Annotated in this window: 27 protein-coding genes and 1 riboswitch; of the genes, 24 read left to right on the forward strand and 3 right to left on the reverse strand. The window is 29.1% G+C overall.

The genetic code is table 11. The features are described 5' to 3' along the window. Positions 1-24 precede the first annotated feature (24 nt). Both ACUSRV_RS06960 and holA read left to right on the forward strand, forming a co-directional pair. Positions 25-1281: a ComEC/Rec2 family competence protein gene (locus tag ACUSRV_RS06960; RefSeq protein ID WP_490141206.1), complete on the forward strand. Its 1257-nt coding sequence runs from the start codon at positions 25-27 to the stop codon at positions 1279-1281. Further along, complete coding sequence (gene holA / locus ACUSRV_RS06965) at positions 1259-2290, forward strand: DNA polymerase III subunit delta (protein WP_490141207.1); 1032 nt, start codon at positions 1259-1261, stop codon at positions 2288-2290. The genes ACUSRV_RS06960 and holA overlap by 23 nt, the downstream gene beginning before the upstream one ends. Before the next feature lie 115 nt (positions 2291-2405). Here the strand turns inward: holA and rpsT are convergent, their stop codons facing one another. Continuing rightward, positions 2406-2672 carry a 30S ribosomal protein S20 gene (gene rpsT / locus ACUSRV_RS06970; protein WP_490141208.1) on the reverse strand — a complete coding sequence of 89 codons (267 nt, stop codon included), beginning with the start codon at positions 2670-2672 and terminating at the stop codon, positions 2406-2408. A gap of 278 nt (positions 2673-2950) precedes the next feature. On the opposite strand from rpsT, the gene gpr reads away from it, so the two are divergent. The 18 genes from gpr to ACUSRV_RS07060 all read left to right on the forward strand — a co-directional run bounded on the left by gpr (position 2951) and on the right by ACUSRV_RS07060 (position 21207). Beyond that, complete coding sequence (gpr, locus tag ACUSRV_RS06975; protein WP_490141209.1) at positions 2951-3907, forward strand: GPR endopeptidase; 957 nt, start codon at positions 2951-2953, stop codon at positions 3905-3907. Between the two features lie 17 nt (positions 3908-3924). Continuing rightward, positions 3925-4851: a stage II sporulation protein P gene (gene spoIIP, locus ACUSRV_RS06980; RefSeq protein ID WP_490141210.1), complete on the forward strand. Its 927-nt coding sequence runs from the start codon at positions 3925-3927 to the stop codon at positions 4849-4851. A 9-nt stretch (positions 4852-4860) separates the two neighbouring features. After that, entirely contained in the window at positions 4861-5112 is a 252-nt protein-coding gene (locus tag ACUSRV_RS06985) for a hypothetical protein (protein ID WP_490141211.1), read from the forward strand. 119 nt (positions 5113-5231) lie between these two features. Then, positions 5232-7037 (forward strand): translation elongation factor 4, encoded by a 1806-nt coding sequence (gene lepA, locus ACUSRV_RS06990; RefSeq protein ID WP_490141212.1) that lies wholly within the window; start codon positions 5232-5234, stop codon positions 7035-7037. 226 nt (positions 7038-7263) lie between these two features. After that, positions 7264-8601 carry an APC family permease gene (locus ACUSRV_RS06995; RefSeq protein WP_490141213.1) on the forward strand — a complete coding sequence of 446 codons (1338 nt, stop codon included), beginning with the start codon at positions 7264-7266 and terminating at the stop codon, positions 8599-8601. Between the two features lie 105 nt (positions 8602-8706). Next, the gene (gene hemW, locus ACUSRV_RS07000) at positions 8707-9837 is read left to right on the forward strand and encodes a radical SAM family heme chaperone HemW (RefSeq protein ID WP_490141214.1); all 1131 of its coding nucleotides are present in this window, start codon (positions 8707-8709) and stop codon (positions 9835-9837) included. A gap of 106 nt (positions 9838-9943) precedes the next feature. Next, a complete protein-coding gene (gene hrcA / locus ACUSRV_RS07005) occupies positions 9944-10963 on the forward strand; it encodes a heat-inducible transcriptional repressor HrcA (protein WP_490141215.1) in 1020 nt (339 codons plus the stop codon). Positions 10964-10987: 24 nt separating this feature from the next. Next, complete coding sequence (gene grpE, locus ACUSRV_RS07010) at positions 10988-11500, forward strand: nucleotide exchange factor GrpE (RefSeq protein WP_490141216.1); 513 nt, start codon at positions 10988-10990, stop codon at positions 11498-11500. A 27-nt stretch (positions 11501-11527) separates the two neighbouring features. Further along, positions 11528-13375, forward strand: a complete 1848-nt coding sequence (gene dnaK, locus ACUSRV_RS07015) for a molecular chaperone DnaK (RefSeq protein WP_490141217.1) — start codon at positions 11528-11530, stop codon at positions 13373-13375. Between the two features lie 117 nt (positions 13376-13492). Continuing rightward, complete coding sequence (gene dnaJ, locus ACUSRV_RS07020; RefSeq protein ID WP_490141218.1) at positions 13493-14641, forward strand: molecular chaperone DnaJ; 1149 nt, start codon at positions 13493-13495, stop codon at positions 14639-14641. A gap of 180 nt (positions 14642-14821) precedes the next feature. Beyond that, positions 14822-15766 (forward strand): 50S ribosomal protein L11 methyltransferase, encoded by a 945-nt coding sequence (gene prmA / locus ACUSRV_RS07025; protein ID WP_490141219.1) that lies wholly within the window; start codon positions 14822-14824, stop codon positions 15764-15766. 8 nt (positions 15767-15774) lie between these two features. Further along, positions 15775-16527 (forward strand): RsmE family RNA methyltransferase, encoded by a 753-nt coding sequence (locus tag ACUSRV_RS07030; protein ID WP_490141220.1) that lies wholly within the window; start codon positions 15775-15777, stop codon positions 16525-16527. Between the two features lie 2 nt (positions 16528-16529). Beyond that, positions 16530-17828, forward strand: a complete 1299-nt coding sequence (gene mtaB, locus ACUSRV_RS07035; RefSeq protein ID WP_490141221.1) for a tRNA (N(6)-L-threonylcarbamoyladenosine(37)-C(2))-methylthiotransferase MtaB — start codon at positions 16530-16532, stop codon at positions 17826-17828. A gap of 49 nt (positions 17829-17877) precedes the next feature. Next, complete coding sequence (locus ACUSRV_RS07040) at positions 17878-18225, forward strand: histidine triad nucleotide-binding protein (protein WP_490141222.1); 348 nt, start codon at positions 17878-17880, stop codon at positions 18223-18225. A gap of 126 nt (positions 18226-18351) precedes the next feature. Beyond that, positions 18352-18531, forward strand: a complete 180-nt coding sequence (gene rpsU, locus ACUSRV_RS07045) for a 30S ribosomal protein S21 (RefSeq protein ID WP_490141223.1) — start codon at positions 18352-18354, stop codon at positions 18529-18531. A 22-nt stretch (positions 18532-18553) separates the two neighbouring features. After that, positions 18554-18994, forward strand: a complete 441-nt coding sequence (locus tag ACUSRV_RS07050) for a GatB/YqeY domain-containing protein (protein WP_490141224.1) — start codon at positions 18554-18556, stop codon at positions 18992-18994. A gap of 138 nt (positions 18995-19132) precedes the next feature. Next, the gene (locus tag ACUSRV_RS07055; protein ID WP_490141225.1) at positions 19133-19639 is read left to right on the forward strand and encodes a TspO/MBR family protein; all 507 of its coding nucleotides are present in this window, start codon (positions 19133-19135) and stop codon (positions 19637-19639) included. A 68-nt stretch (positions 19640-19707) separates the two neighbouring features. Then, positions 19708-21207 (forward strand): hypothetical protein, encoded by a 1500-nt coding sequence (locus ACUSRV_RS07060; protein WP_490141226.1) that lies wholly within the window; start codon positions 19708-19710, stop codon positions 21205-21207. 50 nt (positions 21208-21257) lie between these two features. Here ACUSRV_RS07060 and ACUSRV_RS07065 read toward each other — a convergent pair whose 3' ends face one another. Continuing rightward, the gene (locus ACUSRV_RS07065; protein WP_490141227.1) at positions 21258-22010 is read right to left on the reverse strand and encodes a TSUP family transporter; all 753 of its coding nucleotides are present in this window, start codon (positions 22008-22010) and stop codon (positions 21258-21260) included. Positions 22011-22242: 232 nt separating this feature from the next. Beyond that, positions 22243-22338, forward strand: a riboswitch (guanidine-I (ykkC/yxkD leader). Positions 22339-22401: 63 nt separating this feature from the next. Here ACUSRV_RS07065 and ACUSRV_RS07070 point away from each other — a divergent pair. Continuing rightward, the gene (locus tag ACUSRV_RS07070) at positions 22402-23109 is read left to right on the forward strand and encodes a B3/B4 domain-containing protein (RefSeq protein ID WP_490141228.1); all 708 of its coding nucleotides are present in this window, start codon (positions 22402-22404) and stop codon (positions 23107-23109) included. A 16-nt stretch (positions 23110-23125) separates the two neighbouring features. Beyond that, entirely contained in the window at positions 23126-23815 is a 690-nt protein-coding gene (locus ACUSRV_RS07075; protein ID WP_490141229.1) for a radical SAM protein, read from the forward strand. A gap of 101 nt (positions 23816-23916) precedes the next feature. On the opposite strand, the gene ACUSRV_RS07080 is transcribed toward ACUSRV_RS07075, so the two are convergent. Beyond that, the gene (locus ACUSRV_RS07080) at positions 23917-24291 is read right to left on the reverse strand and encodes a class II SORL domain-containing protein (protein ID WP_490141230.1); all 375 of its coding nucleotides are present in this window, start codon (positions 24289-24291) and stop codon (positions 23917-23919) included. A gap of 191 nt (positions 24292-24482) precedes the next feature. Between ACUSRV_RS07080 and ACUSRV_RS07085 the strand changes: the two genes are divergently transcribed. Both ACUSRV_RS07085 and yqfD read left to right on the forward strand, forming a co-directional pair. Next, positions 24483-24719 carry a YabP/YqfC family sporulation protein gene (locus ACUSRV_RS07085; protein WP_490141231.1) on the forward strand — a complete coding sequence of 79 codons (237 nt, stop codon included), beginning with the start codon at positions 24483-24485 and terminating at the stop codon, positions 24717-24719. A gap of 12 nt (positions 24720-24731) precedes the next feature. Then, positions 24732-26027 (forward strand): sporulation protein YqfD, encoded by a 1296-nt coding sequence (yqfD, locus tag ACUSRV_RS07090; RefSeq protein WP_490141232.1) that lies wholly within the window; start codon positions 24732-24734, stop codon positions 26025-26027. Positions 26028-26037 lie beyond the last annotated feature (10 nt).

The raw sequence follows: 26037 nt of genomic DNA on the forward strand, positions 1-26037 counted from the left end.
TTATAAAAAAGAAAGGAAATGTTTATGAGGAGGCCTCTATTAATTATATTTATAATAAGTTTAGTTATAAGCTTTATATATACTAACAAGAGCAATAAAAATGAATATAGTTACAATAATAAATATGTTAGCATAAGTGGGACATCAAAGGATATTAAGAAAAAAGAAAGATACAATGAGTACATAATAGGAGATTTTATAGTAAGAGATTTTAAAAACAAAAATATTCCAATAGGATATAAGGTGAATATTAAAGGAGAACTTCAGGAATTAGATAATCTAAAAATAGGTGAGTTTGATTATGGCAGATATTTAAAAAGTAATGGATATAAGGGAATTATATTATTAGATAATTATGAAGTGCATGATAAAACTTACTTATATTATTACTCATTTAAGTTTAGAAGTTATTTAATAGATGAATTCAGGAATTTATACAAAGGTCATTCACCCCTTATAATAGCTATTAATTTAGGAATAAAAGATGATTTAGATGATTATACAATGGATTTGTTTAGTAAAACTGGAACAGCTCATATAATGGCTTTATCGGGGTTAAATATAGGTATTATATGTTCTTTTGTTTGTTTTATTATAAGGAATATAAATAGATTTTATAAACTTATAATACTAATATCTATATTGTTCTTTTTTAGTTTTATGGTTGGATTTGGACCTTCTATAGTAAGGGCTTGTGTATTTGCAGTTTTGCTTTTCAGTGCTATATTTTTACAAAGGTGCTATGATGGTATAAGTTCTCTTTCAATAATAGGAACATGGCTTATTATACTCAATCCATATGTAATATACAATGCCAGCTTTCAGTTATCATTTTTAGCAACTCTTTCAATTATATATTTTTATAACTATATAAACAGCTATATAAAATTTCCATTGATATCTTTGACTATTGCTGCTAATATACTTACATTGCCAATAATGTATTATAGTTTTAAAAATATATCGTTAGTCTCATTAATAAGCAATTTGTTAGTTGTGCCATGTATAAGTATAATAATGATATTGTCAATGTTGAGCATTATAACCTTAAATATAAGTATGTTTATTACTGATATTTTAGTGTATATAAATAAATTTATAATAGATTATATATTTGTTGTACTAAATTATTTTTACAATTTAACATATAGTTTTATAGAATTTAAAGAAAGTAGTTTTAAAATAGTGGTACTATATTATATAATTGTATTTACCTATATGATATACAAAGAATTGACGATTATAAAGGAGCAAAAGAATGGAATACAAGGATATAGTTAAAAATATTAAAGAAAATAACTTTAAAAATGTCTATTTATTTTATGGAAGAGAATTTTACTTATTAGAAAATATAATGAAAACTTTTAAGGAAAGCTTAAATGAAACTATGATAGACTTTAACTTAAGCGTACTAGATGGAAGAGAGCTTATGTTAGACCAACTTATAAGCAGTATAGAGACTCTTCCTTTTATGGATAATAGAAAAATAGTATTTGTTAAGGATTTTGAGTTATTAAAAGGGAAAAGAAAGAATTTTTCAGAAGAAGATGAAAAAAGGCTAATAGATTATATACATAATATACCAGGCACTTCTACTCTTGTATTTATAATATATGGAGATATAGATAAGAGAAAAAGCTTAGTTAAGACTATCTCAAAAGAAGGTGTAGTTCTTAATTGCGATAAATTAAATGATATAGAACTTTTTAAGTGGGTCAAAAGTAAATTCAAGAAAAAAGAAGTTAATATATCAGATTCTGCAATTATGTATTTTATAGAAAAAGAAGACTATAGATCAAAGAACAGTGATAAAACTTTATCTGATTTAGAAAATGAAATAAATAAAATAGTATCCTTTACAGGAAAAGGTAATGAAGTAAAGAAAGATACAATAGATAAACTATCTCAAAGAAAAGTAGAAAATGACATATTTAAACTTATAGATGCTATAGGAAGTAAAAATTCATCTTATGCGCTAAAAATATTAGACGATATGATACTAGAAGGAGAATCTGTTCTGGGAATATTTGCAATGATATCTAGACAGTTTAAAATTGTTATGCAATCAACATATTTACAAAACCAGGGATATTCTTCAAAGTTAATAGCGGAAAAAATAAGTGTTCATCCCTTTGCTGTAACAAAGGCTCTAAAACAGTCTAATAACTTTAGTAACGAAATTATATTATCTTTATTAAATGATATATTGGAAAGTGATTATAAGATTAAAAATGGACTTATAAAGGATACATTAGCAATAGAAATAATAGTAAGTAAATACTGTGCTTAGAGTTAGGAATTATATTCCTAGCTTTTTTTATGTCCAAAAACACCAAAAAACCCTTAGTAAATGACTAAGGGCTGATATCTATTGGGGAAAATAGACACATTTATTAAATAAGTAATTAAGCGTTTATGCTGTTTAATTTCTTAGCTAATTTAGCAACTTTTCTAGATGCTGCATTTTTGTGTAAAGTACCTTTAGAAGCTACTTGGAATATTTTCTTTTGAGCTGATTGGAATCTTACTAAAGCTTCTTCTCTATTACCAGCAACTATAGCTTCTTCAAATCTTCTTATAGCTGTTTTAACTTGAGATTTTCTCGCTCTATTTAATGCAGTTTTCTTTTCGATAACTTTTATTCTCTTCTTAGCTGATTTTATATTTGCCAACACGTTCACCCCCTCATGCTCAATATTTATTGTTACTCATAGTCAACATATTAGATTTTATCAGATATAAATCTAAAAATCAAGATAATTATTATTGACTTTGATTATATGGTTTGCAATTGACCTTAAAAATTATAACCCAAAATCTAATATTTTACAACACATATATTAATTTTTCTAAAATTTTTAAAAATATTTATTGTTTTGTTATAAATTAATAAATTTTGTCAACAATGATAAGTATGGTTTATCTATATGTTTTTTAGGAGGGATATTATTTGAGAAATATAAGAACAGATTTAGCTCTAGAAGCTAGAGAAATGTATAGTGAAGAAAATAGAGAAGATATTGAAATACCTGGTGTTAAAGTAGATAAAAAAGAGCTTGAAGATTGCATAGTAACTAAAGTTGAAATATTAAATGACCAAGGGTCCAAAGTTATGGGTAAAGAAAAAGGTGTATACATAACTATAGAAACTAAGCTAATGAAGTACGATGATGATGAATCAAGAGAACAAGTAACTCAATATGTAACTACAGAACTACAAGGAGTACTTGGAAATGATAAAACAAAAAAAACCTTGGTTATAGGCCTTGGAAACTGGAATATAACATCAGATGCGCTTGGACCTAAAACTGTATCCAAAACTTTGGTTACAAGACATATATTTAAGAATTATAACAAAGACTATGACGATGATTTTACTGAAGTTTCAGCATTAAGTCCTGGAGTTATGGGAATTACAGGGATAGAGACAAGCGAAACGGTAAAGTCTCTAGTAGAAATGTTAAAGCCAGATCGAGTTATAGCTATAGATGCATTAGCTTCAAGAAAGATGGAAAGAGTTAATTCTACTATACAAATATCAACAGCAGGTATAGCACCTGGAGCAGGAATAGGAAATAAAAGGAAATCTCTAAATGAAGAATATTTAGGAGTTCCAGTTATAGCAATAGGTGTTCCTACAGTTGTAGATGCAGCAACTCTTACATCAGATATTATTGACATAGCTATAGATAGTTTAATGGAGCAATCTGGAGCTGGTGGTGCTTTTTACAATATGTTAAAAGAATTGAAAGAAGAAGAAAAATACCATTTAATTAAAGATGCACTAGATCCTTATGATAAAAACGTTGTAGTAACACCTAAGGATATAGATGAAACTATAGAAAATTTATCTGTAATAATAAGCGAAGGTCTAAATAGATCTCTACATCCAGGAAGATTAAATTAAATAGGGAGTGATAACTAGTGATAAAAAAGGTTATAAGCACAACTCTCATAGCTTCGTTGTTATTTATTTCTATACCATCGAGTATTTACGCACTAGGGGAAGATGACTTTTTAAAGTTTTTAATGAAATCTACTTATCCAGAAGTTAGTAATCAGACTCAGGATAATACTACGCAAACCCAAGAAAATAAAAACAGTGAAGATTATGTGAAAATTCATATAGGAGCAGAAAATCAGCCTAAACCAGAACAAACTGCTGTAGAAAATAAAACACCAGAAACAAATGTAGAAGATGTTCCAACTGTTGTAATGACAAAAGAAAATCCGGAAGTATTTATATATCACACTCATGGAAGTGAAACATACTCCGATTCTCCAGGGGATAACTTCCATGCAAAAGAGGAAGATAAGTCTGTTATTGGAGTAGGAAGAGTATTGACAGACGAGCTTACTAAAAGAGGATATGGTGTAATTCATAATTCCAAATACCATGATACTAGCTATAATCAGTCTTACTCAAGATCTTTAGCAACAGCTCAAGAAACTTTAAATAAAAATAAAAATATAAAAGTCATAATAGACCTTCATAGAGATGCAAAAGATACAGCTACAGAAGCTGCGGCTATTAAAGCAAATAATGAAGGAACTGTAACTATAAATGGACAAAAAGTAGCTAAGTTTTTATTTGTAATAGGTGGTAAAAGCCCAAATGCAGATAAAACAAGAGCATTTGCTCAATATGTAACTGATTATGCAAATAAAAAGTATCCAGGAATAGCACTTCCTATAGTTGAAAAAGACTATGCAAGATTTAATTCATTTCTATCTAATAACTACTTATTATTAGAAATAGGAAGTAATGCAACGTCAAGTAGCGAGTCAAAAGCCACAGCTAAATATGTAGCAGAAATACTAGATGGTGTATTTAAAGAAATGCTAAAATAGGGTGATATAATGAGCCGATTAGAGAGAACTCTAGAAAATAAGCATAAAAAGAGAAAATACAAGCTTATAGTACATATAATACTTATTATAGTAATGATTTTAATTTGTACATTAAGTATTATAGAAGTAGATAAAAATGTATCATCTATGTTAGATAATAATAAAAATTACCATACAAGTAACTTTTTTATAAGTTTTAAAGATTCATGTATACAGTCTTATGATGAAGTTTACAACAAAGCAAAAGGATTATTAAAATAAACATAAGGTTTATCATTTTAAATGATAAACCTTTCTTTATGTATGTTGTATTTACATAAGTCCAGATATATTATAAAATAGAAGTTATGGTAACATCACAAAGTAAGGAGGATGACTAATTGAGTAGCAAACAAAGTAGAACTAGAAACTTTAGTATAATAGCACATATAGACCACGGTAAGTCTACTTTAGCAGATAGATTAATACAAGAAACAGGTTTAGTTAGCGCAAGGGAAATGAAAGATCAGTTACTAGACAACATGGATCTTGAAAGAGAAAGAGGTATAACTATAAAGCTTCAAAATATAAGATTAGTTTATAAAGCTAAAGATGGACAAGAATATTTCTTAAATCTTATAGACACTCCAGGTCACGTAGATTTTAACTACGAAGTATCAAGAAGTTTGGCAGCCTGTGAAGGAGCTTTACTTGTAGTTGATGCGGCTCAAGGCGTTGAAGCTCAAACCCTTGCAAATGTATATTTGGCCCTTGATCAAGATTTAGAAATACTACCAGTTATAAATAAAATAGACTTGCCAAGTGCAAGACCAGATGAAATAAAAGAAGAAATAGAAGATATAATAGGACTTGATGCATCAGAGGCACCTTTAATATCAGCTAAAAACGGAATCAATATACAAGATGTTTTAGAAGCTATAGTAGAGAAAATACCAGCTCCATCTGGAGATGAAAATAGTGCACTTAAGGCACTTATATTTGATTCATACTACGATAGCTATAAAGGTGTTGTAGCCTATGTAAGAGTATTTGAAGGTACTGTTAAAAAAGGTACTACTATAAAAATGATGAATACTGGAAAGACTTTTGAAGTAACAGAAGTTGGTGTAATGTCTCCAGGTCAAGTTCCTTTAGCTGAGTTAAAAGCCGGGGATGTTGGATATATTGCAGCGAGTATAAAAGATATGAGAAGTTGTCGTGTAGGGGACACTATAACTGATGCAACTAATCCTACAAAAGAAGCTCTTCCAGGATACAAAAAAGCTACTCCTATGGTTTATTGTGGTATATATCCAGGCGAAGGAGAAAAATATGAAAATGTAAGAGATGCTTTAGAAAAACTACAGATTAATGATGCAGCTCTTGAATTTGAAGCAGAAACATCTGTAGCCCTCGGATTTGGATTTAGATGTGGTTTCTTAGGATTACTTCATATGGAAATAATACAAGAAAGATTAGAAAGAGAATTTAACTTAGATATAATAACAACTGCCCCATCTGTTATATATAGAGTAACTAAAAATGATGGTGAAGTTGAAATGATACAAAACCCAACTAATCTACCACAGCCAGGAGAAATAAAAATGATAGAGGAGCCTATAGTTAAGGGCGATATAATTGTCCCTAAAGACTATGTAGGTGCTGTTATGGAGCTTTGTCAAGAAAGACGTGGAGATATGATAAGTATGGAGTATATAGACCCTAAAAGGGTAATGCTACATTATAATCTTCCTCTTAATGAAGTTGTATATGACTTCTTTGATGCTCTAAAATCTAGAACTAGAGGATATGGATCTCTAGATTATGAGTTTAAAGGATATGTACCATCAGAACTTGTTAAGCTAGATATACTTATAAATAAAGAACAAGTAGATGCACTATGCTTTATCGTTCATGAATCTCGTGCTTATTCTAGAGGTAAATCTATGTGTGAAAAATTAAAGGAAGAAATACCAAGACATCAATTCCCTGTACCTATACAAGCTGCTGTTGGTGCCAAGGTTATAGCTAGAGAAACTATTAGTGCACTTAGAAAAGACGTTTTAGCTAAGTGTTATGGTGGAGATATATCTCGTAAGAAAAAACTTCTTGAAAAACAAAAAGAAGGTAAAAAGCGTATGAGACAAATAGGATCAGTTGAAGTTCCTCAAAAGGCATTTATGTCAGTTCTTAAATTAGATGATTAAATAATTAGAGTAGATTTTAAATCTACTCTTTTTTATATTTAAGGAAATTATTATTTCAATCCTATAAATTTGACCAAAGCGAGTTTTGATATACAAAAACTAGTAATTAATCTATATAGGGATATTTTTTTGAAAATGTCAGAAAATACACTAAGAGATAAGATTTTCATTAAAAAAGGATTAAAAACTACAAATAGTATTTTGAAATACGAAAAGGAGGAAAAATATGAGTGATAAAGGACTTCAAAAAACCCTGGGTCTAGCAGCGGCTTTGTCAACAGTTGTAGGTATGGTTATAGGCTCAGGAGTATTTTTTAAACCTCAAGCAGTATTTGGAGCAACAGTAGCGCCAGGATTGGGGATGATGGCCTGGGTAATAGGTGGTATACTTACTGTATGTGGTGGTCTTACAGCAGCAGAACTTGCAGCAGCAATACCTAGAACTGGAGGTATGATGACTTATATAGAAGAAGCATATGGAGATGTGTGGGGATTCTTAACAGGATGGATGCAAACTGTATTATTCTTCCCAGGTACAATAGCAGCACTTGCAGTTATATTTGCTACACAGGTAGTAGTTTTATTGGGAATGGATGTAGATAGATCTTTTACGACTATAATAACAATAGCAATAATAACAATTTTATTTTTATCCTTCTTAAATACATTAGGATCAAAAACAGCAGGTAGTATACAAACGGTAGCTACTGTAGCTAAACTTATACCTTTGGTAATGATAATAATATTCGGTTTTGTGAGCGGAAATGGAAATGTAGAAACTAGATTATTTCCTATGACAGACCCTAACGTCAACACAGGTACAGCACTTGGTTCAGCGTTAATAGCTACACTATTTGCATATGATGGTTGGATAAACGTAGGTTCTATAGCTGGTGAAATGAAGAATCCAGCAAAGGATTTACCAAGAGCTATAGTAGGTGGTCTATCATTAGTTATGGCGGTATATATAGCAATAAATATAGCATATTTATGGGTACTTCCAGCATCAGAACTTGCAGCTACTGCAACTCCTGCAGCAAAAGTTGCTACAGCTATATTTGGGCAAACTGGAGGGACTGTAATAACTGTTGGTATACTTATATCTGTATTTGGAGCTTTAAATGGATATACTTTAACAGCCGGAAGGGTTCCATATAAACTAGCAGTTGAAGGAAGTTTCCCTGGTTATAAATCATTATCTAAATTATCAACTAGTAATGTACCATCTAATGCAATATGGTTTATTGCAATATTATCATGTATATATGCATTGTCAGGCCAATTTAACTTATTAACCGACTTAACTGTATTCATAGTCTGGATATTCTATATAATGACATTTATAGGAGTTATGATATTAAGAAAGAAAAGACCGGATTTACACAGACCGTATAAAGTTCCGCTATATCCTATAGTGCCTCTTATAGCTATAATAGGTGGAGCTTATGTTGTCATAAATACATTAATAACTCAAACAACTTATGCTATAGCAGGCCTTATAGTAACTGCTATAGGTTGGCCAGTTTATAATTCTATAAAGAAGAAAGTAAGAGATTCTAAATAATTAAAAGCCTTGGAATATATTCCAAGGCTTTTATTTTCTTTGATAAATGATACAATTAACTTAAACGAATTTTGAGCAAAGCGAATTTTTATAATGGAGGCAAAAATGTTAGGATTATATATACATGTTCCTTTTTGTGTTAAAAAATGTAATTACTGTGATTTTAATTCATACTCAATGAATAATGTTGATAAAACTAAGTATCTAGATAGTATAGTAAAAGAAATGAATTTATATAAAGAAGATTTTAAGAATAAGGTATTTACAAGTGTATTTATAGGAGGAGGTACTCCTACTATATTAAAAGAAGATGAATTAGAATATATATTTAATAATATACATTCTAACTTTAATATATCTACTGATGCAGAAATAAGTATTGAAGCAAATCCTGGAACTTTGACAAAATCAAAATTGAAAACTCTATATAATATAGGTGTTAACAGACTGAGTATAGGTCTTCAAGCTTATCAGCAAAGTCACCTAGATAAACTAGGGAGAATACATACTTTTGAAGAGTTTATTAATAACTATGAAGATGCAAAAGATATAGGATTTAATAATATAAATATAGATCTTATGTATGCACTTCCAAATCAAAGTTTAGATGAATGGAAGGAGACTCTACAAAAGGTAGTTATGTTAAATCCGACTCATATATCTGCATATTCTCTTATAATAGAAGAAGGCACTGAGTTTTATGAACTATACGAAAAACAGGAATTAAAAGCTACAGATGAAGAACTGGATATACAAATGTACAGACATGTTATAAGATTTTTAAAAGAATATGGATATAATCAATATGAGATATCTAATTACTCTAAAAAAGGATATGAATGTAAACACAATATTATTTATTGGAAATGTGAAGAATATCTAGGATTAGGCCCAGGTGCATCTGGTTATGTAGGTGGAATTAGGTATTCAAATGTTGAAAACTTAGATAATTATTTTAATAATATAAATAACAAAAATAAACCAATAGAAGATGAAAATATATTATCAATTCAAGATAAAATAGAAGAAAAAATATTTATGGGTCTTAGAATGAATGAAGGTATATATTTTAGCGATTTTGCAAAGAAATTTAATATAAACTTCAAAGAAAAATACAAAATTGTTATTGAAAAACTAAAGGAAAATAATTTAATTGATTATGATGATAAAATACTATATTTAACTCCAAAGGGAATCGAAGTTTCTAATTCTGTATTTGTAGAATTTTTGGATTAATAACATAAACTATTGACAAAAAAAGTTTATAATGTTATATAATATATATAATCTTTTTAGCACTCAAAGATGATGAGTGCTAACAGCAGAAACAGGAGGTGTTAATATGGACTTAAATGATAGAAAACTTAAAATCCTCACAGCCATAGTAAGGGATTATATAGAAACTGCAGAAGCAGTAGGGTCAAGAACTATATCTAAAAAGTATGACTTTGGTGTAGGCGCAGCAACTATAAGAAATGAAATGGCTGATTTAGAAGATTTAGGCTACTTAACACAACCTCATACTTCTGCTGGGAGAATACCTTCTGAAAAGGGATATAAGTTGTATGTAGATTCTTTGATGAAGAAAACTGATTTAGATGAAAATGATAAAATTTTAATGCAACAATGTATAGCTAATAATGTTAATCAAATAAAAGAATTAATGCAACATACATCTAAATTATTGTCAAAACTTACGAACTACACAACTGTTGCTTTGTCTTCTAACTTTGTAGAACAAAGTAAAATAAAACATATACAGCTTGTAGAGTTAAATGCTAAAAATATGATGCTAATAGTTGTAACTGAAAAAGGGAATTTGAAAAATATTAATATAAGTAAAGACATAGATATAGATCAAGAAAAACTAAATATAATATCTAATATTCTTACTAGTAAGTTACAACATAAATCTATAGTAGACTTAGACGAGGATTTTATAAAGTATATAAAATCGCAAATAAGTGATTACTCTATGTTTTTTGATCAGTTGCTAAATATTATAAGTAATAATATTGTAACTAAGGAATCTGATATATCATTAAGTGGAGCTACCAATATATTTAACTTCCCTGAGTTTAACGATATTCTAAAAGCTAAAGCATTTTTAAACATGTTAGAAGAAAAAGATGTATTAGCAGATATTGTTAATTCAAAAGGAATAGTAAAAGAAAATGTAAATATAATAATAGGTAGCGATAATAGCTGTGATATAGCAAAAGACTGTAGTATAATAACTGCAACTTATATAATTGATGGAGTTGGAGTAGGTAAGATAGGATTTATAGGACCTACTAGAATGGATTATGCCAAAATTTATTCTATGATAAATTATATGGGTCTATTAATAAATCAAAAATAATATACTCTAAGGGGTGGACAAGACTTGGAAGAAAAAGATTTAAATGCAGAAGAAGTAATCAATGAAGAAGTTATAAATGAAGAAAATATAAAGGCTGAAGAGTCTGATTCAAAAGAAACTGAAATAGAAACATTAAAAGATACTCTACAAAGACTTCAAGCTGATTTTAATAATTTTAGAAGAAGAACTCAACAGGAAAAAGAAAGTTTAAGTATATATGCTAATGAAAAGATAATAACAGATTTACTTCCTGTTATTGATAATATGGAGAGAGCATTAGAAGCATGTGATGATAAAGAAAGTGATATGTATAAAGGGATTGAACTAGTTTATAAACAACTAAAAGATACTTTAGCAAAGTTTTCAGTTGAAGAAATAGCTGCACAAGATGAAACTTTTGATCCTAACTTTCACATGGCTGTAATGCAAGAACCTGTTGAAGGAGTAGAACCAAATAAAGTAATACAAGTACTTCAAAGAGGATATAAACTATCTAATAGAGTTATAAGACCATCAATGGTAAAGGTGTCTTGTTAAAATATAAATTTAGGGAGGATGTTACATATGGGTAGAATAATAGGTATAGACTTAGGAACTACAAACTCTTGTGTTGCCGTATTAGAAGGTGGAGAACCACAAGTTATAGCAAATGCTGAGGGTATGAGAACTACCCCATCAATAGTTGCTTTTGCAAAGGATGGAGAAAAAATAGCTGGGGAACCTGCTAAAAGACAAGCGGTTACAAATGCTGATAGAACTATAGCGTCTATAAAAAGACATATGGGAACAGATTATAAAGTTAATGTGGATAACAATAAATATACTCCACAAGAAATATCAGCAATGATACTTCAAAAATTAAAAGCTGATGCTGAAGGTTATTTAGGCCAAAAAGTAACTGAAGCTGTTATAACAGTTCCAGCATACTTTACTGATGCTCAAAGACAAGCAACTAAAGATGCTGGTAGAATAGCAGGTCTTGAAGTTAAGAGAATAATAAATGAACCAACTGCAGCAGCACTAGCTTATGGACTTGACAAAGCTAATCAAGATCAAAAAATATTAGTTTTTGACTTAGGTGGAGGTACATTTGACGTATCAATACTTGAAATAGGAGATGGAGCTTTTGAAGTTCTAGCTACAAGTGGAGATAACCACTTAGGTGGAGATGATTTTGATAATGTTATAATAAACTATATAGCTGAAGAATTCAAAAGACAAGAAGGCGTTGACTTAAGACAAGATAGCATGTCTCTACAAAGATTAAAAGAAGATGCAGAAAAAGCAAAAAAAGAATTATCTAGTGTTATGACTACTAACATAAACTTACCATTTATAACTGCTACAGCTACAGGACCAAAACACTTAAATATGGACTTAACAAGAGCTAAATTTGAGGAATTAACATCTAATTTAGTAGAAAGAACTATGGAACCTACTAGAAGAGCTTTAAAAGATGCAGGTCTTAATCCATCAGATATAGATCAAGTATTATTAGTAGGTGGTTCTACAAGAATACCAGCAGTTCAAGATGCTGTTAAGAAATTCATAGGAAAAGAACCACACAAAGGTATAAACCCTGATGAGTGTGTTGCAGTAGGAGCTGCTATACAAGGTGGAGTTTTAACTGGAGAAGTTAACGACTTATTATTATTAGATGTTACTCCATTATCATTAGGTATAGAAACATTAGGTTCAGTATTTACTAAAATAATAGAAAGAAATACTACTATACCTACTAAAAAGTCTCAAGTATTCTCAACTGCTGCAGACAACCAAACTGCTGTTGATATACACGTATTACAAGGTGAAAGATCAATGGCAAATGACAACAGTACATTAGGTAGATTCCAATTAACAGAAATACCACCAGCACCAAGAGGAGTACCTCAAGTAGAAGTTACATTTGATATAGATGCAAATGGTATAGTTAATGTTTCTGCTAAAGACCTAGGAACAGGAAGAGAACAAAAAATAACTATAACTTCTAGCACTAACTTATCAGAAGAAGAAATAGAAAGAAAAATAAAAGAAGCTGAAATGAACGCTGAAGCTGATAAAAACAGAAAAGAAAAAATAGAAATATTAAATCAAGCTGAGTCAACTATATACCAAACAGAAAAAACATTAAGTGACTTAGGAGATAAAATAAATGCAAATGATAAGTCAGATGTAGAAGCTGAACTTAGCAATTTAAGAAGTGTTAAAGATAATGAATCTTCATCAACTGAGGAAATAAAAACTGCTATAGATAATGTTATGAACAAGTTCCATAAAATATCTGAGCAAATGTATCAACAAGCTGGAGCTCAAGGAACAGAAGAAGGAAATTCTGGTGCTCAAAGCGGACCAAAAGATGATAATGTAGTAGATGCTGACTATACAGTTGTGGATGATGAAAATAATAAATAGTTCAACAAATTTCAATAGTTGTATATAATTATATAAGGATATAATTTATTATGGAATAGCTTGTAGTTGCAACTGCAAGCTATTCTTATGTATACTAAGTTAAGGTGGTGACAATATATGGCGCAAAAAAGAGATTACTATGAAATTTTAGGTGTAGATAAAAGTTCATCTGCACAGGATATAAAAAAAGCATATAGAAAATTAGCTATGAAATATCATCCAGATAAAAATTCTGGAGATAAAGAATCAGAAGAAAAATTCAAGGAAATAAATGAGGCATACGAAGTTTTATCAGATGAAGGTAAAAAAAGCACTTATGATCAATTTGGCCATGCAGGAATGAACGGTGGATTTGGTGGCCAAGGAGGATTTAGTGGTCAAGGATTTGGCGGCTTTGAAGATATATTTGGAGATATATTTGGAGATGTCTTTGGCGGCGGCTTTGGAGGGCAAGGAAGAAGAAAAAACGGCCCTGAAAGAGGGGCAGACTTAAGATATGCTGTAAATATAACTTTTGAAGAAGCTGCATTTGGTACTACTAAAGATGTTTCAATATCTAGAAGTGAAGAATGTGAAACATGTAGCGGTAGTGGAGCTAAGCCTGGAACATCTAAAAAAACATGTCCAACATGTTCAGGAACAGGAGAAGTAAGAACAGCTCAAAGAACTCCATTTGGAAACATAATGAATGTGAGAACTTGTGATACTTGTGACGGTCAAGGTAGTGTAGTAGAGTCTCCGTGTGGTAAATGTGGAGGACGTGGCGAGATAAGAAAAACTAAAAAGATAGAAGTTAATATACCAGCTGGTATAGATGACGGACAAATGATAAAGTTAAATGGACAAGGGGAACTAGGACGTAAAGGTGGCCCAAGGGGAGACTTATATATAGTTGTAAATGTTGCGTCTCATAATTTATTTAGCAGAGATGGAAGTGACGTTTATTTAGAAATGCCTATAACATTTGTTCAAGCATCGCTTGGGGATGAAGTTGAGGTTCCAACTATAGATGGTAAAGTTAAGTATAAAATACCTGAAGGAACTCAAAGTGGTACAGTATTTAGACTAAAGGATAAAGGTATACCAAGAATCAGAGGTAATGGTAGAGGAGATCAATACGTTAAAATAATAGTTGAAATCCCTAAAAAGTTAAATGAAAAACAAAAAGAGTTGCTAATAGAGTTTGCAAAAGAAAGCGGAGATGAAGTTCATGAAGGAAAAAGAAACTTTATGGATAAGTTAAAGGATCTCTTTGATAAAAAGTAAATTTTATAAAAAACCCTAGACTAAATAGCCTAGGGTTTCATTTATGTATAATTGTATAATTTAAAAGTGAATAATAATATTAAATACTAAAGTTAACTACATATGTTTTTTTATAATAATATTTGGTATAATAAAAGTTATGGGAAAAACGAAAAATATAAGATGAAGGATGGATTGCTTATGAAATGGCTTGAAATAACTATTAAAACTACGACTGAAGCTGTTGAAGCTGTAACTAGTATATTATATGAACAAGGAGTTGGAGGAGTTGCAATAGAAGACCCAAAAGATTTTTTGTTTGAAAAACAAGATGCATTATCATGGGATTATGTAGATGAAGATTTATACAAAAAAAGCGGATATGAAGGAGTTATTATAAAAGCTTATTTATCAGAAGAGAAAAATGTAATAGCATCTATAGAAGAAATAACACAAAAAATGGGAATGCTAAAGGAATACGGGATAAATATAGGTGAAGGTAGCGTCAGCCTTATAGAAGTGGATGAAAATGACTGGGCACATTCATGGAAGGCGTACTACAAACCTGCTAAAATTGGAGAAAAAATAGTTGTAAAGCCAACTTGGGAAGAATACGAAAAAAGTGAAGGCGATATAGTAATAGAACTTGATCCAGGAATGGCATTTGGTACGGGTACACATGAAACTACTAGTATGTGTATAGTAGAATTAGAAAAGTATGTAAAGCCTAGTAGCGTAGTATTTGATATAGGGTGTGGAAGTGGTATATTATCTATAGCTGCAGCAAAACTTGGATCACAAAAAGTTATAGGTGTAGATTTAGATGAAGTTGCTGTTAAGGTTTCAAAAGAAAATGTAGAGGAAAATAATGTTTCTGATATAGTAGAAATAAAATATGGAAATTTAATGGATGTTGTCTCTGATAAAGCCGACATAGTAGTTGCAAATATAATGGCAGATATAATTAAAATACTAGCTAAAGATGTTAAAGGCTCCTTAAAAGAAGACGGAGTATTTATATCATCTGGTATAATACTAGACAAAATAGAAGAAGTAAAAAGTTCTTTAGTAGAAGATGGATTTGAAATAATAGATGTAAGAACTCAAGGTGAATGGTCGGCAATAGTATCTAAAAAAGCTAAGTAGGTGATATTTTGGATAGGTTTTTTGTACAAAAAGAAGATATAAATTTAGATGAAAAATCGTGCTTAATAAAAGGTGAAGATGTAAAGCACATATCAAAAGTTTTAAGATATAAAATTGGACAAGAAATAGAAGTTTGCGACAATGAAAATAATGAATATATATGCGAAATAAATGATATTGATAAAAATGAAGTAACCTTATCTATAATAGAAAAGGTTGAAATTAACAGAGAGTCTCCACTAAAGGTTAGAGTGTACCAAGGATTACCTAAAGGCTCAAAAATGGAAATTATACTTCAAAAGTTAACTGAAATTGGAGCTTATGAAATAATTCCTGTTATTACTAAAAGAAGTGTATCTAAAATTGACGATAAAAAAGAAGATAAAAAGTTAGATAGATGGGAAAGAATTATATACGAGGCATCAAAACAGAGTAAAAGAGGAGTGATACCTAAATTATCTAATGTTCTTACATTTGATGAATCACTAAAACATATGAAAAATAATGACATGAACATAGTGCCTTATGAAAGAGAAAATACAAAATCTATTAAACAAGCAATTAAGGGTTTGAATATAGATAGTATAGGAATTTTTGTAGGCCCAGAAGGGGGCTTTGAAGAAGAAGAAATACAAGATATAGAAAGCAATGACGGAGTATCTGTAACATTAGGTCCTAGAATATTGAGAACAGAAACTGCATCTCTTGTAGCAGCTTCTATAGTATTATATGAGTTAAGCGATTTAGGAGGAGATGAGTAAAATTGAAAAAAGTAGCTTTTTACACCTTAGGATGTAAAGTAAATCAATATGAAACAGAAGCTATGTCTGAATTATTTAAAAAGGCAAATTATGATGTAGTAGGTAGCGAAGAATATGCTGATGTTTATGTAATAAATACGTGTACAGTTACACATATGAGTGACAGAAAATCACGTCAGTATATAAGAAGGGTAAAAAGGACAAACCCAGATTCTATAATAGCTGTTGTTGGATGTTACTCTCAAGTATCTCCAGAGGAGATAATAGATATAGAAGAAGTAAATGTAGTTATGGGTACTAATGATAGAAATAAAATAGTTGAAGTTATAGAAAATATAACTGTAAAAGATAAATTAAGTACAGTTGATGATATAATGAAGGTTCGTCAATTTGAAGAAATGCAAATAACAGAAACACATGGAAGAACTAGGGCATTTCTCAAAATTCAAGAAGGATGCGATAGATTTTGTTCATATTGTATAATTCCTTTCGCAAGAGGACCTATTAGAAGTAGACAAATAGAAAACATAGTAAACGAAGTAAAGGAACTTGCAGATAATGGATATAAAGAAGTAGTTTTAACAGGGATACATGTTGCGTCATATGGAAGAGATTTAAAGGAACAAAACTTAACAATATTAAATGTTATAAAAGAAATAAATAAAATAGAAGGAATAGAAAGAATAAGATTAAGTTCAGTTGAGCCACTTTTAATGACTGATGAATTTATAGCTGAAATGGCATCGATGCCCAAAGTATGTCCACATTATCATCTATCACTACAAAGTGGATGTGATGAAACATTAAAAAGAATGAATAGAAAATATAAAACAAAAGAGTATAAAGATATAGTTGAAAAATTGAGAAAATTTATTCCTGATGTTGCAATAACAACTGACATAATAGTAGGATTTCCAGGAGAAACTGATGAGGAATTCCAAGCTACTTATGAATTTTTAAAGGAAATAGAGCTTTCACAAATGCATGTATTTAAATATTCTCCTAGAAAAGGGACTCCAGCTGCTACTATGGAAAATCAGATAGATCCTCAAATAAAACAACTGAGAAGTGAAAAACTACTAAGTCTTTCTAAGTCAAATTTTGAAAAGTTCTCGTCAAAATTTATTGATAAGACATTACCTGTATTGTTTGAACAAAAAATAGATGAGAAACATTATGAAGGATTAACTTCTAACTATATAAGAGTAGTAGTTGAAAGTAATTGTGATATAGAAGGAAAAATATTAAATGTTAAAATTACAAAAGTAAAAGATGAATATATAGAAGGAAATTTAGAATAATACGTAGAAATAATAAATTTAAAGAAGATGTAGGATAGGGGGTGTAGCATTGGAAAATTGTATATTTTGCAAAATAATTAATGGAGAAATTCCATCTACAAAAGTTTATGAAGATGATAAAGTTATTGCTTTTAATGACATAAATCCTGTTGCTCCAGTACATATGTTAGTTATACCAAAAAAACACTATGAATCAATAATAGATATTCCAGATGAAGAAATGGATATTGTTTCTCATATGCACAAGGTTATAAAAACTTTATCTCAACAAAATGGATTTGATAAAACTGGATTCAGAATAATAAACAACTGTGGGGATGATGGATGTCAAGAAGTAAAACACATACATTTCCACATACTTGCAGGCAAAAAATTAAACCAATTCCTTCCAAATTAAAAAGGGTTGCGAAAAATTAAATTTTAGTTTATAATAAACAAGGTGTGAGGTTGTAAGTAATAAACCTAGTTATAGTCGTAGTTACAGTCCCAGCATAATTGCGGTATCGGAGGGAGGGAAAAAGGAATGTCAGAAGTAAGAGTAAGAGAAAATGAAACTTTGGACAGCGCCTTAAGAAGATTTAAGCGTTCATGTGCAATGTCAGGCATAATGTCAGAAGTAAGAAAAAGAGAACATTACGATAAGCCAAGTGTTAAGAGAAAAAAGAAAGCTGAAGCTGCTAGAAGAAAAAACGCTAAGAAATAATTAAGATAAGAGGTGAAACAGCATGTCCCTTAAATCAAGATTACAAGATGATTTAAAACTTGCTATGAAAAACAAAGATACAGTTAGAAAGTCTGTTGTAACTCTTATAAGATCTGCTATTAAGCAATATGAAGTTGATAATAGAGTAGAGCTTAATGATGATCAAGTAATAGATGTTATAGCTAAACAGTTAAAGCAAGGAAGAGATTCTTTAGCTGAATTCCAAAAAGCAGGAAGAGATGATTTAGTACAACAGATAGAAGCTGAAATCGAAGTTTTAAAAGAGTACTTACCTCAGCAACTAAGTGAAGAAGAGCTAGAAGCAATAGTGAAAGAAACTATAGCTGAAGTAGGAGCAACTTCGTCAAAAGATATGGGTAAAGTCATGTCAGCTGTAAGACCTAAAGTAAAGGGAAGAGCTGATGGAAAACTTATAAATGAATTAGTTAAAAAAAACTTATAATAGATTAAAAGCCTAGAGTATACTCTAGGCTTTTTTATGTTTTTGAGTGAAGCGAATTTTTATATGGGACAAATTAATTTTTTAATCATAACCATATCTCATATTTCATATTTATAAATAAAAGGATATTGAAAGAAGGTGAAAAAATTGATTATATCAGTTAGAGATGTAAGAAATTTTCTAATAAGTATATTAATACCTTTATTAGTAGGGGCAACAAGTTATATGTTATCTATAATAATAGGTAAAATAACTAATGTAGCAATGTATTCAGACTTAATAAAGCCGACTTTTGCACCTCCAGCCTTAGTATTTCCTATAGTTTGGACTATTTTATACATATTAATGGGTATAGCGGCATATAAAATATGGAAATTAGGATATGATAGGATACCTGTAAGAGATTCTTTATTTTACTATAATCTACAGTTATTTTTAAATTTTATATGGTCTATATTGTTCTTTGGACTAGGGCTAAGACTTACTGCACTTATTGACTTACTATTACTTATAGTAGTTGTGATAATAATGAATTTAAAGTTTAATAAAATAAATAAGAAAACTGCATACTTAAATATACCGTATTTATTATGGCTGACATACGCGGGTGTATTGAATTACTATGTGTGGATGTTAAATAAGTAGAAATCAAGCCTTCTTGTTATAAAAAAGAGGGCTTACTTTTAATTATTAGAAAATATGGGGGGATAATTATGGAATATGCTTTTATGAATACTAAGTTAAATATAAGTGAAAATAGACGAAACTATAATGAATTAAGAAAAAAATTTATATATCTTGCTTATGATTTATCTAGCGAATTTGAAAATCAACACTTAGATGAGAAAATAGGACTATTTAAAACATTTAGCCAAGTAAAAAAGATAGCGCAACCAGTTGCTAAGGAATGTATAAAAATTCTTATATCTCATGGTATATACGATATAGATATAGAACAATTTTTAAGTGACTATGATTCTGATGATAAAGAACTAAGACATAAATATGGAGATTTATATTATATAGATATATTTAAATACCAAAGACCTAAAGGACTTAACTTTAATATAGTATTAGATGGCATGAGCTTGACCATATTTGAATATGTATATAGAATGCAATTTTATTTAATAGAAATTATTAATAATAGATTAGATGCTCATGTATATGATGTTCCAAATTATGAAAATGCAAAAAGGGCGTTAGGAATATTTAATAATTTAGAATTAGGTGATTTTGATTATTATAAAAAAATAAATCTCTTAGGAGAAATAATAAACTTAAATCCTTATAGATCTAAATATTATGAGTATATTATAGATAATTATGGAGATGAAAATCTAGAAATAGAAAATATAGCAAATTATTTTGATATAAATTTGGATAAATACAAAGTATCTTATATATATGAGATTTATCACGATATTAAGTTAGAAAATGAAGAAGATACCATAGAAGCTCTTAAACAAATACAAAATAAAATAGAGTTTATTGGAATAAAGGAACATACAGTAATAGGTGAATTAAAAAGAATATTAGAAGAATTCAATTTACAATCTAGAACTGTTGATGATATAGTATTTGAGACTAAAGAAGAAGCAAATTTAGCTAGAGGTGAAAAAATAAAATTAGATTTTATGTTTGATGAGTTTTATAAATTTAATGAAGATCAATTAATAGATTTAAAAGAAGTCATATCTAGTGATAAATTTATAAGTAATATAGTTCCTAAATATATATCTAAAATAGATACAAGGCTAAGTGAGATAGATATAGAAAAAAGAACTGTAAATGGTGTGTTATTTGAAAGTAGAGAAGAAGCTAATTTAGTAATACAAGAAAAAGAAAAGCTTGATTTTATGTTTAAAAACTTTGAACTATTAGGAGAAAATGAATTAATAGAACTAAAAAGAAAAATAGAAGAATCAGATTTTAAAACTAGTGTTTTATCAAATTATAAGGCAAAATTAAATAATGAAATACTCAAAAAACAAGAAGAAAAGAGCATACGACAAATGTATGCTGCTGCAGATTTAGATTCTGTTGAAAATATAAAAGTTTTATTAGAAGAATTAAGCAATAACTATCAAACCGATATAGCACTAAAATATAAAGATGAATTATCAAAGAGACTAAATAAGATACAATTAAATAATATTTTGGAAAAAACTAAATTGAATAAAGTTGTTAATCTATTTAAGAAAAATAAATAGTAAAAATTCGTTTCACTCATGTTAAAAAGCCTTGGATATTACCCAAGGCTTTAAATTATTTGATATAACATTTTAATTGCAACCCCTAAAGACATACTTATAAATATAGGCTTTATAAGTTTAACTCCTTTTGATATAGCAAGCCTAGAACCAAGCTGAGCTCCTAATATCATAGATATAGCGAAAGGGATACCTATTTTATACAGTATCTGACCATTTATAGCAAAAAGAATAAGAGATGTTATGTTGCTTACAAAATTTAAAACCTTAGTGTTGCCAGATGAATTTAAAAAATCAAAGCCATATATTTTTATTAGTCCAAACATTAAAAAGGTACCTGTACCAGGACCAAAAAATCCATCATAAAATCCAAGAGAAAATGCAAGGATAATACCAAGTTTTATGTTTTTATCATTAAGACCTTCAAATGTATTTTCTGCACCTAGTGACTTAGATCTAATAGTATAAATTCCAACAGCTAGTATTAATACCAAAACTAATATATTTAGTATGTTTTCATTTATATTAAGTACAGTTTTAACTCCTAATATAGAGCCTAATATAGTAAAGGGTATAAGTTTTTTTAATAAGTCATTATTAGTAGCTCCAGATTTTATGTATCTAAGAGCACTTGTAAATGACCCAGTAGAAGATGCAAATTTATTAGTTCCAAGTGCGTAATGTGGAGATACACCACTTATCATAAGAGCAGGCAAACTTATAATACCACCGCCTCCGGCTATAGCATCAATAAAAGCAGCCAAGAATCCTGCAATACATAAAAATATCAACTGTTCAATCATGTAAACTTCCTCCAAAATAAATTATATAACATTATATATTATATAATAAAAAAAACAAAAAAAGCCTTTCTATTATAAATGTTTAATCAGGTGAGTGAATATATAATAATTAACATAAATTACATATAGATGTATCAAAGTCATGTTTGTATAATACACTTAAAAAAAATATTGTATTGTTTTAAATGTTATATTATGCTAAAATCCATTTATATAAATTATAAAAACATATAGTTTAGTTTTCTAGGGTTCCGCATTTTATAATGGTCAGGTCCAAGAGAAAACGCACAGTTAACTGTGTACACGGAAGGATAAAAGCCTGGGAGATATTTAATAATATTTCTATAGGCTTTTTTATTTTTACATATTTTAAAATTGAGGAGGTATTCTAATGAAAAAGTTTGTTATTGAAGATGAGTTTTGGAACCTGTTTCCTAGTGCAAAGATTGGAGTTGTTATTTGTAATAGCATAGATAACACTATAAAAGATAAAGAAGAATATAAGGAAATGATTTTGCAGGGAGAAGAAGAAGCGCTAAAGCACCTAAAGGATGCAGAATTTAGCAATAACCAAGTAATTAAAGTATGGAGAGAAGTATTCAAAGAATTTAAAACTAAAAAAGGTGCAAGGTCATCTATTGAGGCATTACTAAAGCGAGTGAATAATGGAAATCATATAGGAACTATTAACCCCTTAGTGGATATCTACAATTCTATTTCACTAAAATATGCACTTCCTTGTGGTGGTGAAGATATAGATAAATTTATAGGAGATATTAAATTGACTAGAGCAATTGGAGATGAAGAATTTATTCCATTAGGAACAGATGAAAACTCTCCACCATATGAAGGAGAAATAGTTTATAAAGATAATGGTGGAGCAATTTGTAGATGTTGGAATTGGCGTGAAGCAGTGAGAACAATGCTTACAGAAAATACAAAAAGTGCCTTTTTATGTATCGAATTAGTAGACGAAAGTAGATTTGAAGAATTTGAGAATGCTTTAAATGACTTGGCAAAAACAGTTCAAGAGAATTTAGGTGGAACATGTAAAATTTCAATTTTAGATATTAATAACAAGGAAATATCAATAAATTAATTTAGGAGGTAAAGTTATGGGTGGTTTCAGTTACAAAGATATTTATGTTGAGGATGGCAAAAGGGTACTAGAAGTGAACATACTTCCTGAAAAGTATTGTAACTTTGATTGTATATTTTGTCCTATTGGAAGGTCACATAATAAAGTAGATACACCTCAGTCCTTTGATGAGATGGAGAACTCATTAAAAGAACTAGAAAGTATGATAGAAGATAATAAAGCAGAACTAGTTTTTATTAACTCAAAAGGGGAAGCCCTAGTAAATGATAAAGTTTGTGATGTTATTGAACTTATAAAGGGCAAAGGGGTACCTGTAAGATTGCTTTCTAATGGATATTTACTGGGTAAAGATGAATCTATAAAAGTAGCCAATGTATGTGATGAAGTTATTGGAGAGATAAAAGCAATAACAGAAAAAGATTTTCAAAAAATTCAAAGACCAATTGAAGGATACACATTAGAAGAATATATTTCAAATATGATTTCATTTAATAAACAGTATAAAGGAAAATTTATATTAGAAGTAACAATTATCAAGGGATATAACGATGATGAAGAATCAATTCAGAAGATAAAAAATATTATTAAGGAAATATCTCCTAACAAGATAATTATTGCAAGAATGGAAGATGAAATATTTAAGAAGAAACTTGGTATATCTGATGAAAGATTTGATGAAATTTCAAAAGCATTACTAAATATTTAAAAATACTAATGAACAATATTTGTAAACTGTGTAATATATTATAATTTATTTTTTCAAAATAAAACGAGCGTGTTTTTAGTTAAAAAACGCGCTCGTTTTTGTTATTTTTCTTCAACTATTAATTCCTTACTATTCTCCCATAAACCGTGTATATTGCAATAGCTTAGTGCATATAAAATACCAGGTTTACTTACTACAACTTTAGTTACGCCTAAAGGATTAGTAAACTTATCGTACTCTCCATGAGCAGAGAAGTTAAAAGAAGCTAATTCAACAGGGAATTTTTCGTCGTATGCTTTATAGTATAGTTTTATCCAATTTATATGATGTTCTATTGTATTTGGATGACGTATTTCATCTCCTATTGAAACCCTTACTTCAAATTCTTCTGAAGGTTTAACAGTTTCTGGAGCATGTATAACAGGAACGTGTTTTTCACCTTTCCAATCGCCACTTTGTATTAAATCTTTTATCATAGGAATTACCCCCTTAATTTTTTTTGTTATTTATTAACTAACACAATATATATATTCCCAAGGAAAAAGAAATATAAACATTTTTTATTTAAAAACATAAAATTTATAAAAAATAAATATAAATAATGAGTAACAATTAAAGGTAATTTTAAATATAAATACTCATAGAATATATTAAGGGGGTTATGTATATGATTGAATTGCCGAGCGATTTACAAGTTAATCAACCTACTGTAACACTTGTAGGAAATAGATTTGTATGTATAGAAAACTATATATCAATACTTGAATATGATACAAATATTATAAGAGTAAAAACAAAGTCTAATGTAATAAAGATATTAGGTGATAAGCTAAGTCTAAAATATATAACAGATGCAGAATTAGGAATAAAAGGTATAATACACGGGATAGAGTATAGTAATTAGGGGGAGATACCATTGATAAGTTTTATAAAAGGGTATTGTCTAGTAAGTATCGAGGGATTAAATGTAGAAACATTTATAAATCACCTTATAAGAAACGGGGTATATGTTTATAATGTGAATAGAATATCAAATACAAAAGTAGAGCTAAGCATATACAGAAAGGATTTAAGAAAACTTACTAAAATATATAGAAGTTCAAATTTTGATGTGAAAATAAAAAGAGCATCTGGTCTTCCGTTTATAATGAAGAGAATATATAAAAGAAAAACGCTGTGGATAGGAGCTATAATATCACTATTATTATTAATATCTACATCCTTGTTTGTAACTGATATATATATTCAAGCGCCAGAAGGAATAGATAAATACGCTATAAGAAAAGAGTTATATGGTTTTGGGCTAAAACCTGGGGTTTATAAAGAGAAAATAGATAGAAAACAAATAAGAGATCATATAATGAGTAAATTTGAAGATGTTGCTTATGTTTCTATAAATATAAAAGGTACTAATGTTTTTGTTACTATAACTAAAAAGGCAGAGAGTCTAAAACAAAATATCGATACTAATTATTGTAATATAATAGCAGAAAAAAATGGTATAATAGAAAAGGTAATTCCAAGAAGTGGAAATCCCATAGTTAGCAAAGGAGATATAGTTCAAAAAGGAAACTTACTAATATCAGCAGGAAGTACAAATGCTGTACCAGAGGTTTGGGCTAAAACCTTTTATGAATCAAAACAAAATGCGAAATACATAGAAGATGAGAAAGTTAAAACAGGAAATAAAAAAAGAGTATATACTATAGGTATTTATGACAAAGAATATAGTATAAGAAGAAATATAGACTATAAAAATTATACTATAGAAAACGAAAATTACAAAGTATCAATAGGAGATTATACATTTCCTGTTCAAATAAAAGTAAGTACATTTTATGATGTTAATTTAAAATCAGTTAAAAAAAACCCAGATGAAATAAAAGAAAACTTAAAACAAAAGGCATTAAAAGAATTAGAATATATAATACCTCTTGATGCTAGAATAGTAGATGTAAAACATGACTACAATATAAAGAAAGATATTTTAGAATATATAGTTACAGTAGAAACTTCAGAAAATATAGCACAAATTCAGCCATTAAATAAATCTGAAGCAGAACAAATATTAAAAGAGCAAGAAGCAAAACAAAATGAGATTCAACCACAACCTAGAAATCCTCAAAAAATGCCTATTAATGATCCAAGAAATAATATGAACTTAGATAATTCAGAAGATAGTCAAAAAGATAATAAACAAGATAATCAATAAAAACTAAGGA

Source organism: Sporacetigenium sp. TC11, from assembly GCF_058146105.1.

Bases quoted from the DNA above. Each gene is read 5' to 3' on its own strand.
- holA (WP_490141207.1), top strand. From the start codon at position 1,259: ATGGAATACAAGGATATAGTTAAAAATATTAAAGAAAATAACTTTAAA.
- ACUSRV_RS07085 (WP_490141231.1), top strand. From the start codon at position 24,483: ATGATTGAATTGCCGAGCGATTTACAAGTTAATCAACCTACTGTAACA.
- dnaK (WP_490141217.1), top strand. From the start codon at position 11,528: ATGGGTAGAATAATAGGTATAGACTTAGGAACTACAAACTCTTGTGTT.
- prmA (WP_490141219.1), top strand. From the start codon at position 14,822: ATGAAATGGCTTGAAATAACTATTAAAACTACGACTGAAGCTGTTGAA.
- ACUSRV_RS06960 (WP_490141206.1), top strand. From the start codon at position 25: ATGAGGAGGCCTCTATTAATTATATTTATAATAAGTTTAGTTATAAGC.
- ACUSRV_RS07060 (WP_490141226.1), top strand. From the start codon at position 19,708: ATGGAATATGCTTTTATGAATACTAAGTTAAATATAAGTGAAAATAGA.
- rpsU (WP_490141223.1), top strand. From the start codon at position 18,352: ATGTCAGAAGTAAGAGTAAGAGAAAATGAAACTTTGGACAGCGCCTTA.
- ACUSRV_RS06995 (WP_490141213.1), top strand. From the start codon at position 7,264: ATGAGTGATAAAGGACTTCAAAAAACCCTGGGTCTAGCAGCGGCTTTG.
- ACUSRV_RS07080 (WP_490141230.1), bottom strand. From the start codon at position 24,291: ATGATAAAAGATTTAATACAAAGTGGCGATTGGAAAGGTGAAAAACAC.
- ACUSRV_RS07065 (WP_490141227.1), bottom strand. From the start codon at position 22,010: ATGATTGAACAGTTGATATTTTTATGTATTGCAGGATTCTTGGCTGCT.
- hrcA (WP_490141215.1), top strand. From the start codon at position 9,944: ATGGACTTAAATGATAGAAAACTTAAAATCCTCACAGCCATAGTAAGG.
- ACUSRV_RS07050 (WP_490141224.1), top strand. From the start codon at position 18,554: ATGTCCCTTAAATCAAGATTACAAGATGATTTAAAACTTGCTATGAAA.
- ACUSRV_RS06985 (WP_490141211.1), top strand. From the start codon at position 4,861: ATGAGCCGATTAGAGAGAACTCTAGAAAATAAGCATAAAAAGAGAAAA.
- dnaJ (WP_490141218.1), top strand. From the start codon at position 13,493: ATGGCGCAAAAAAGAGATTACTATGAAATTTTAGGTGTAGATAAAAGT.
- hemW (WP_490141214.1), top strand. From the start codon at position 8,707: ATGTTAGGATTATATATACATGTTCCTTTTTGTGTTAAAAAATGTAAT.
- ACUSRV_RS07075 (WP_490141229.1), top strand. From the start codon at position 23,126: ATGGGTGGTTTCAGTTACAAAGATATTTATGTTGAGGATGGCAAAAGG.
- ACUSRV_RS07070 (WP_490141228.1), top strand. From the start codon at position 22,402: ATGAAAAAGTTTGTTATTGAAGATGAGTTTTGGAACCTGTTTCCTAGT.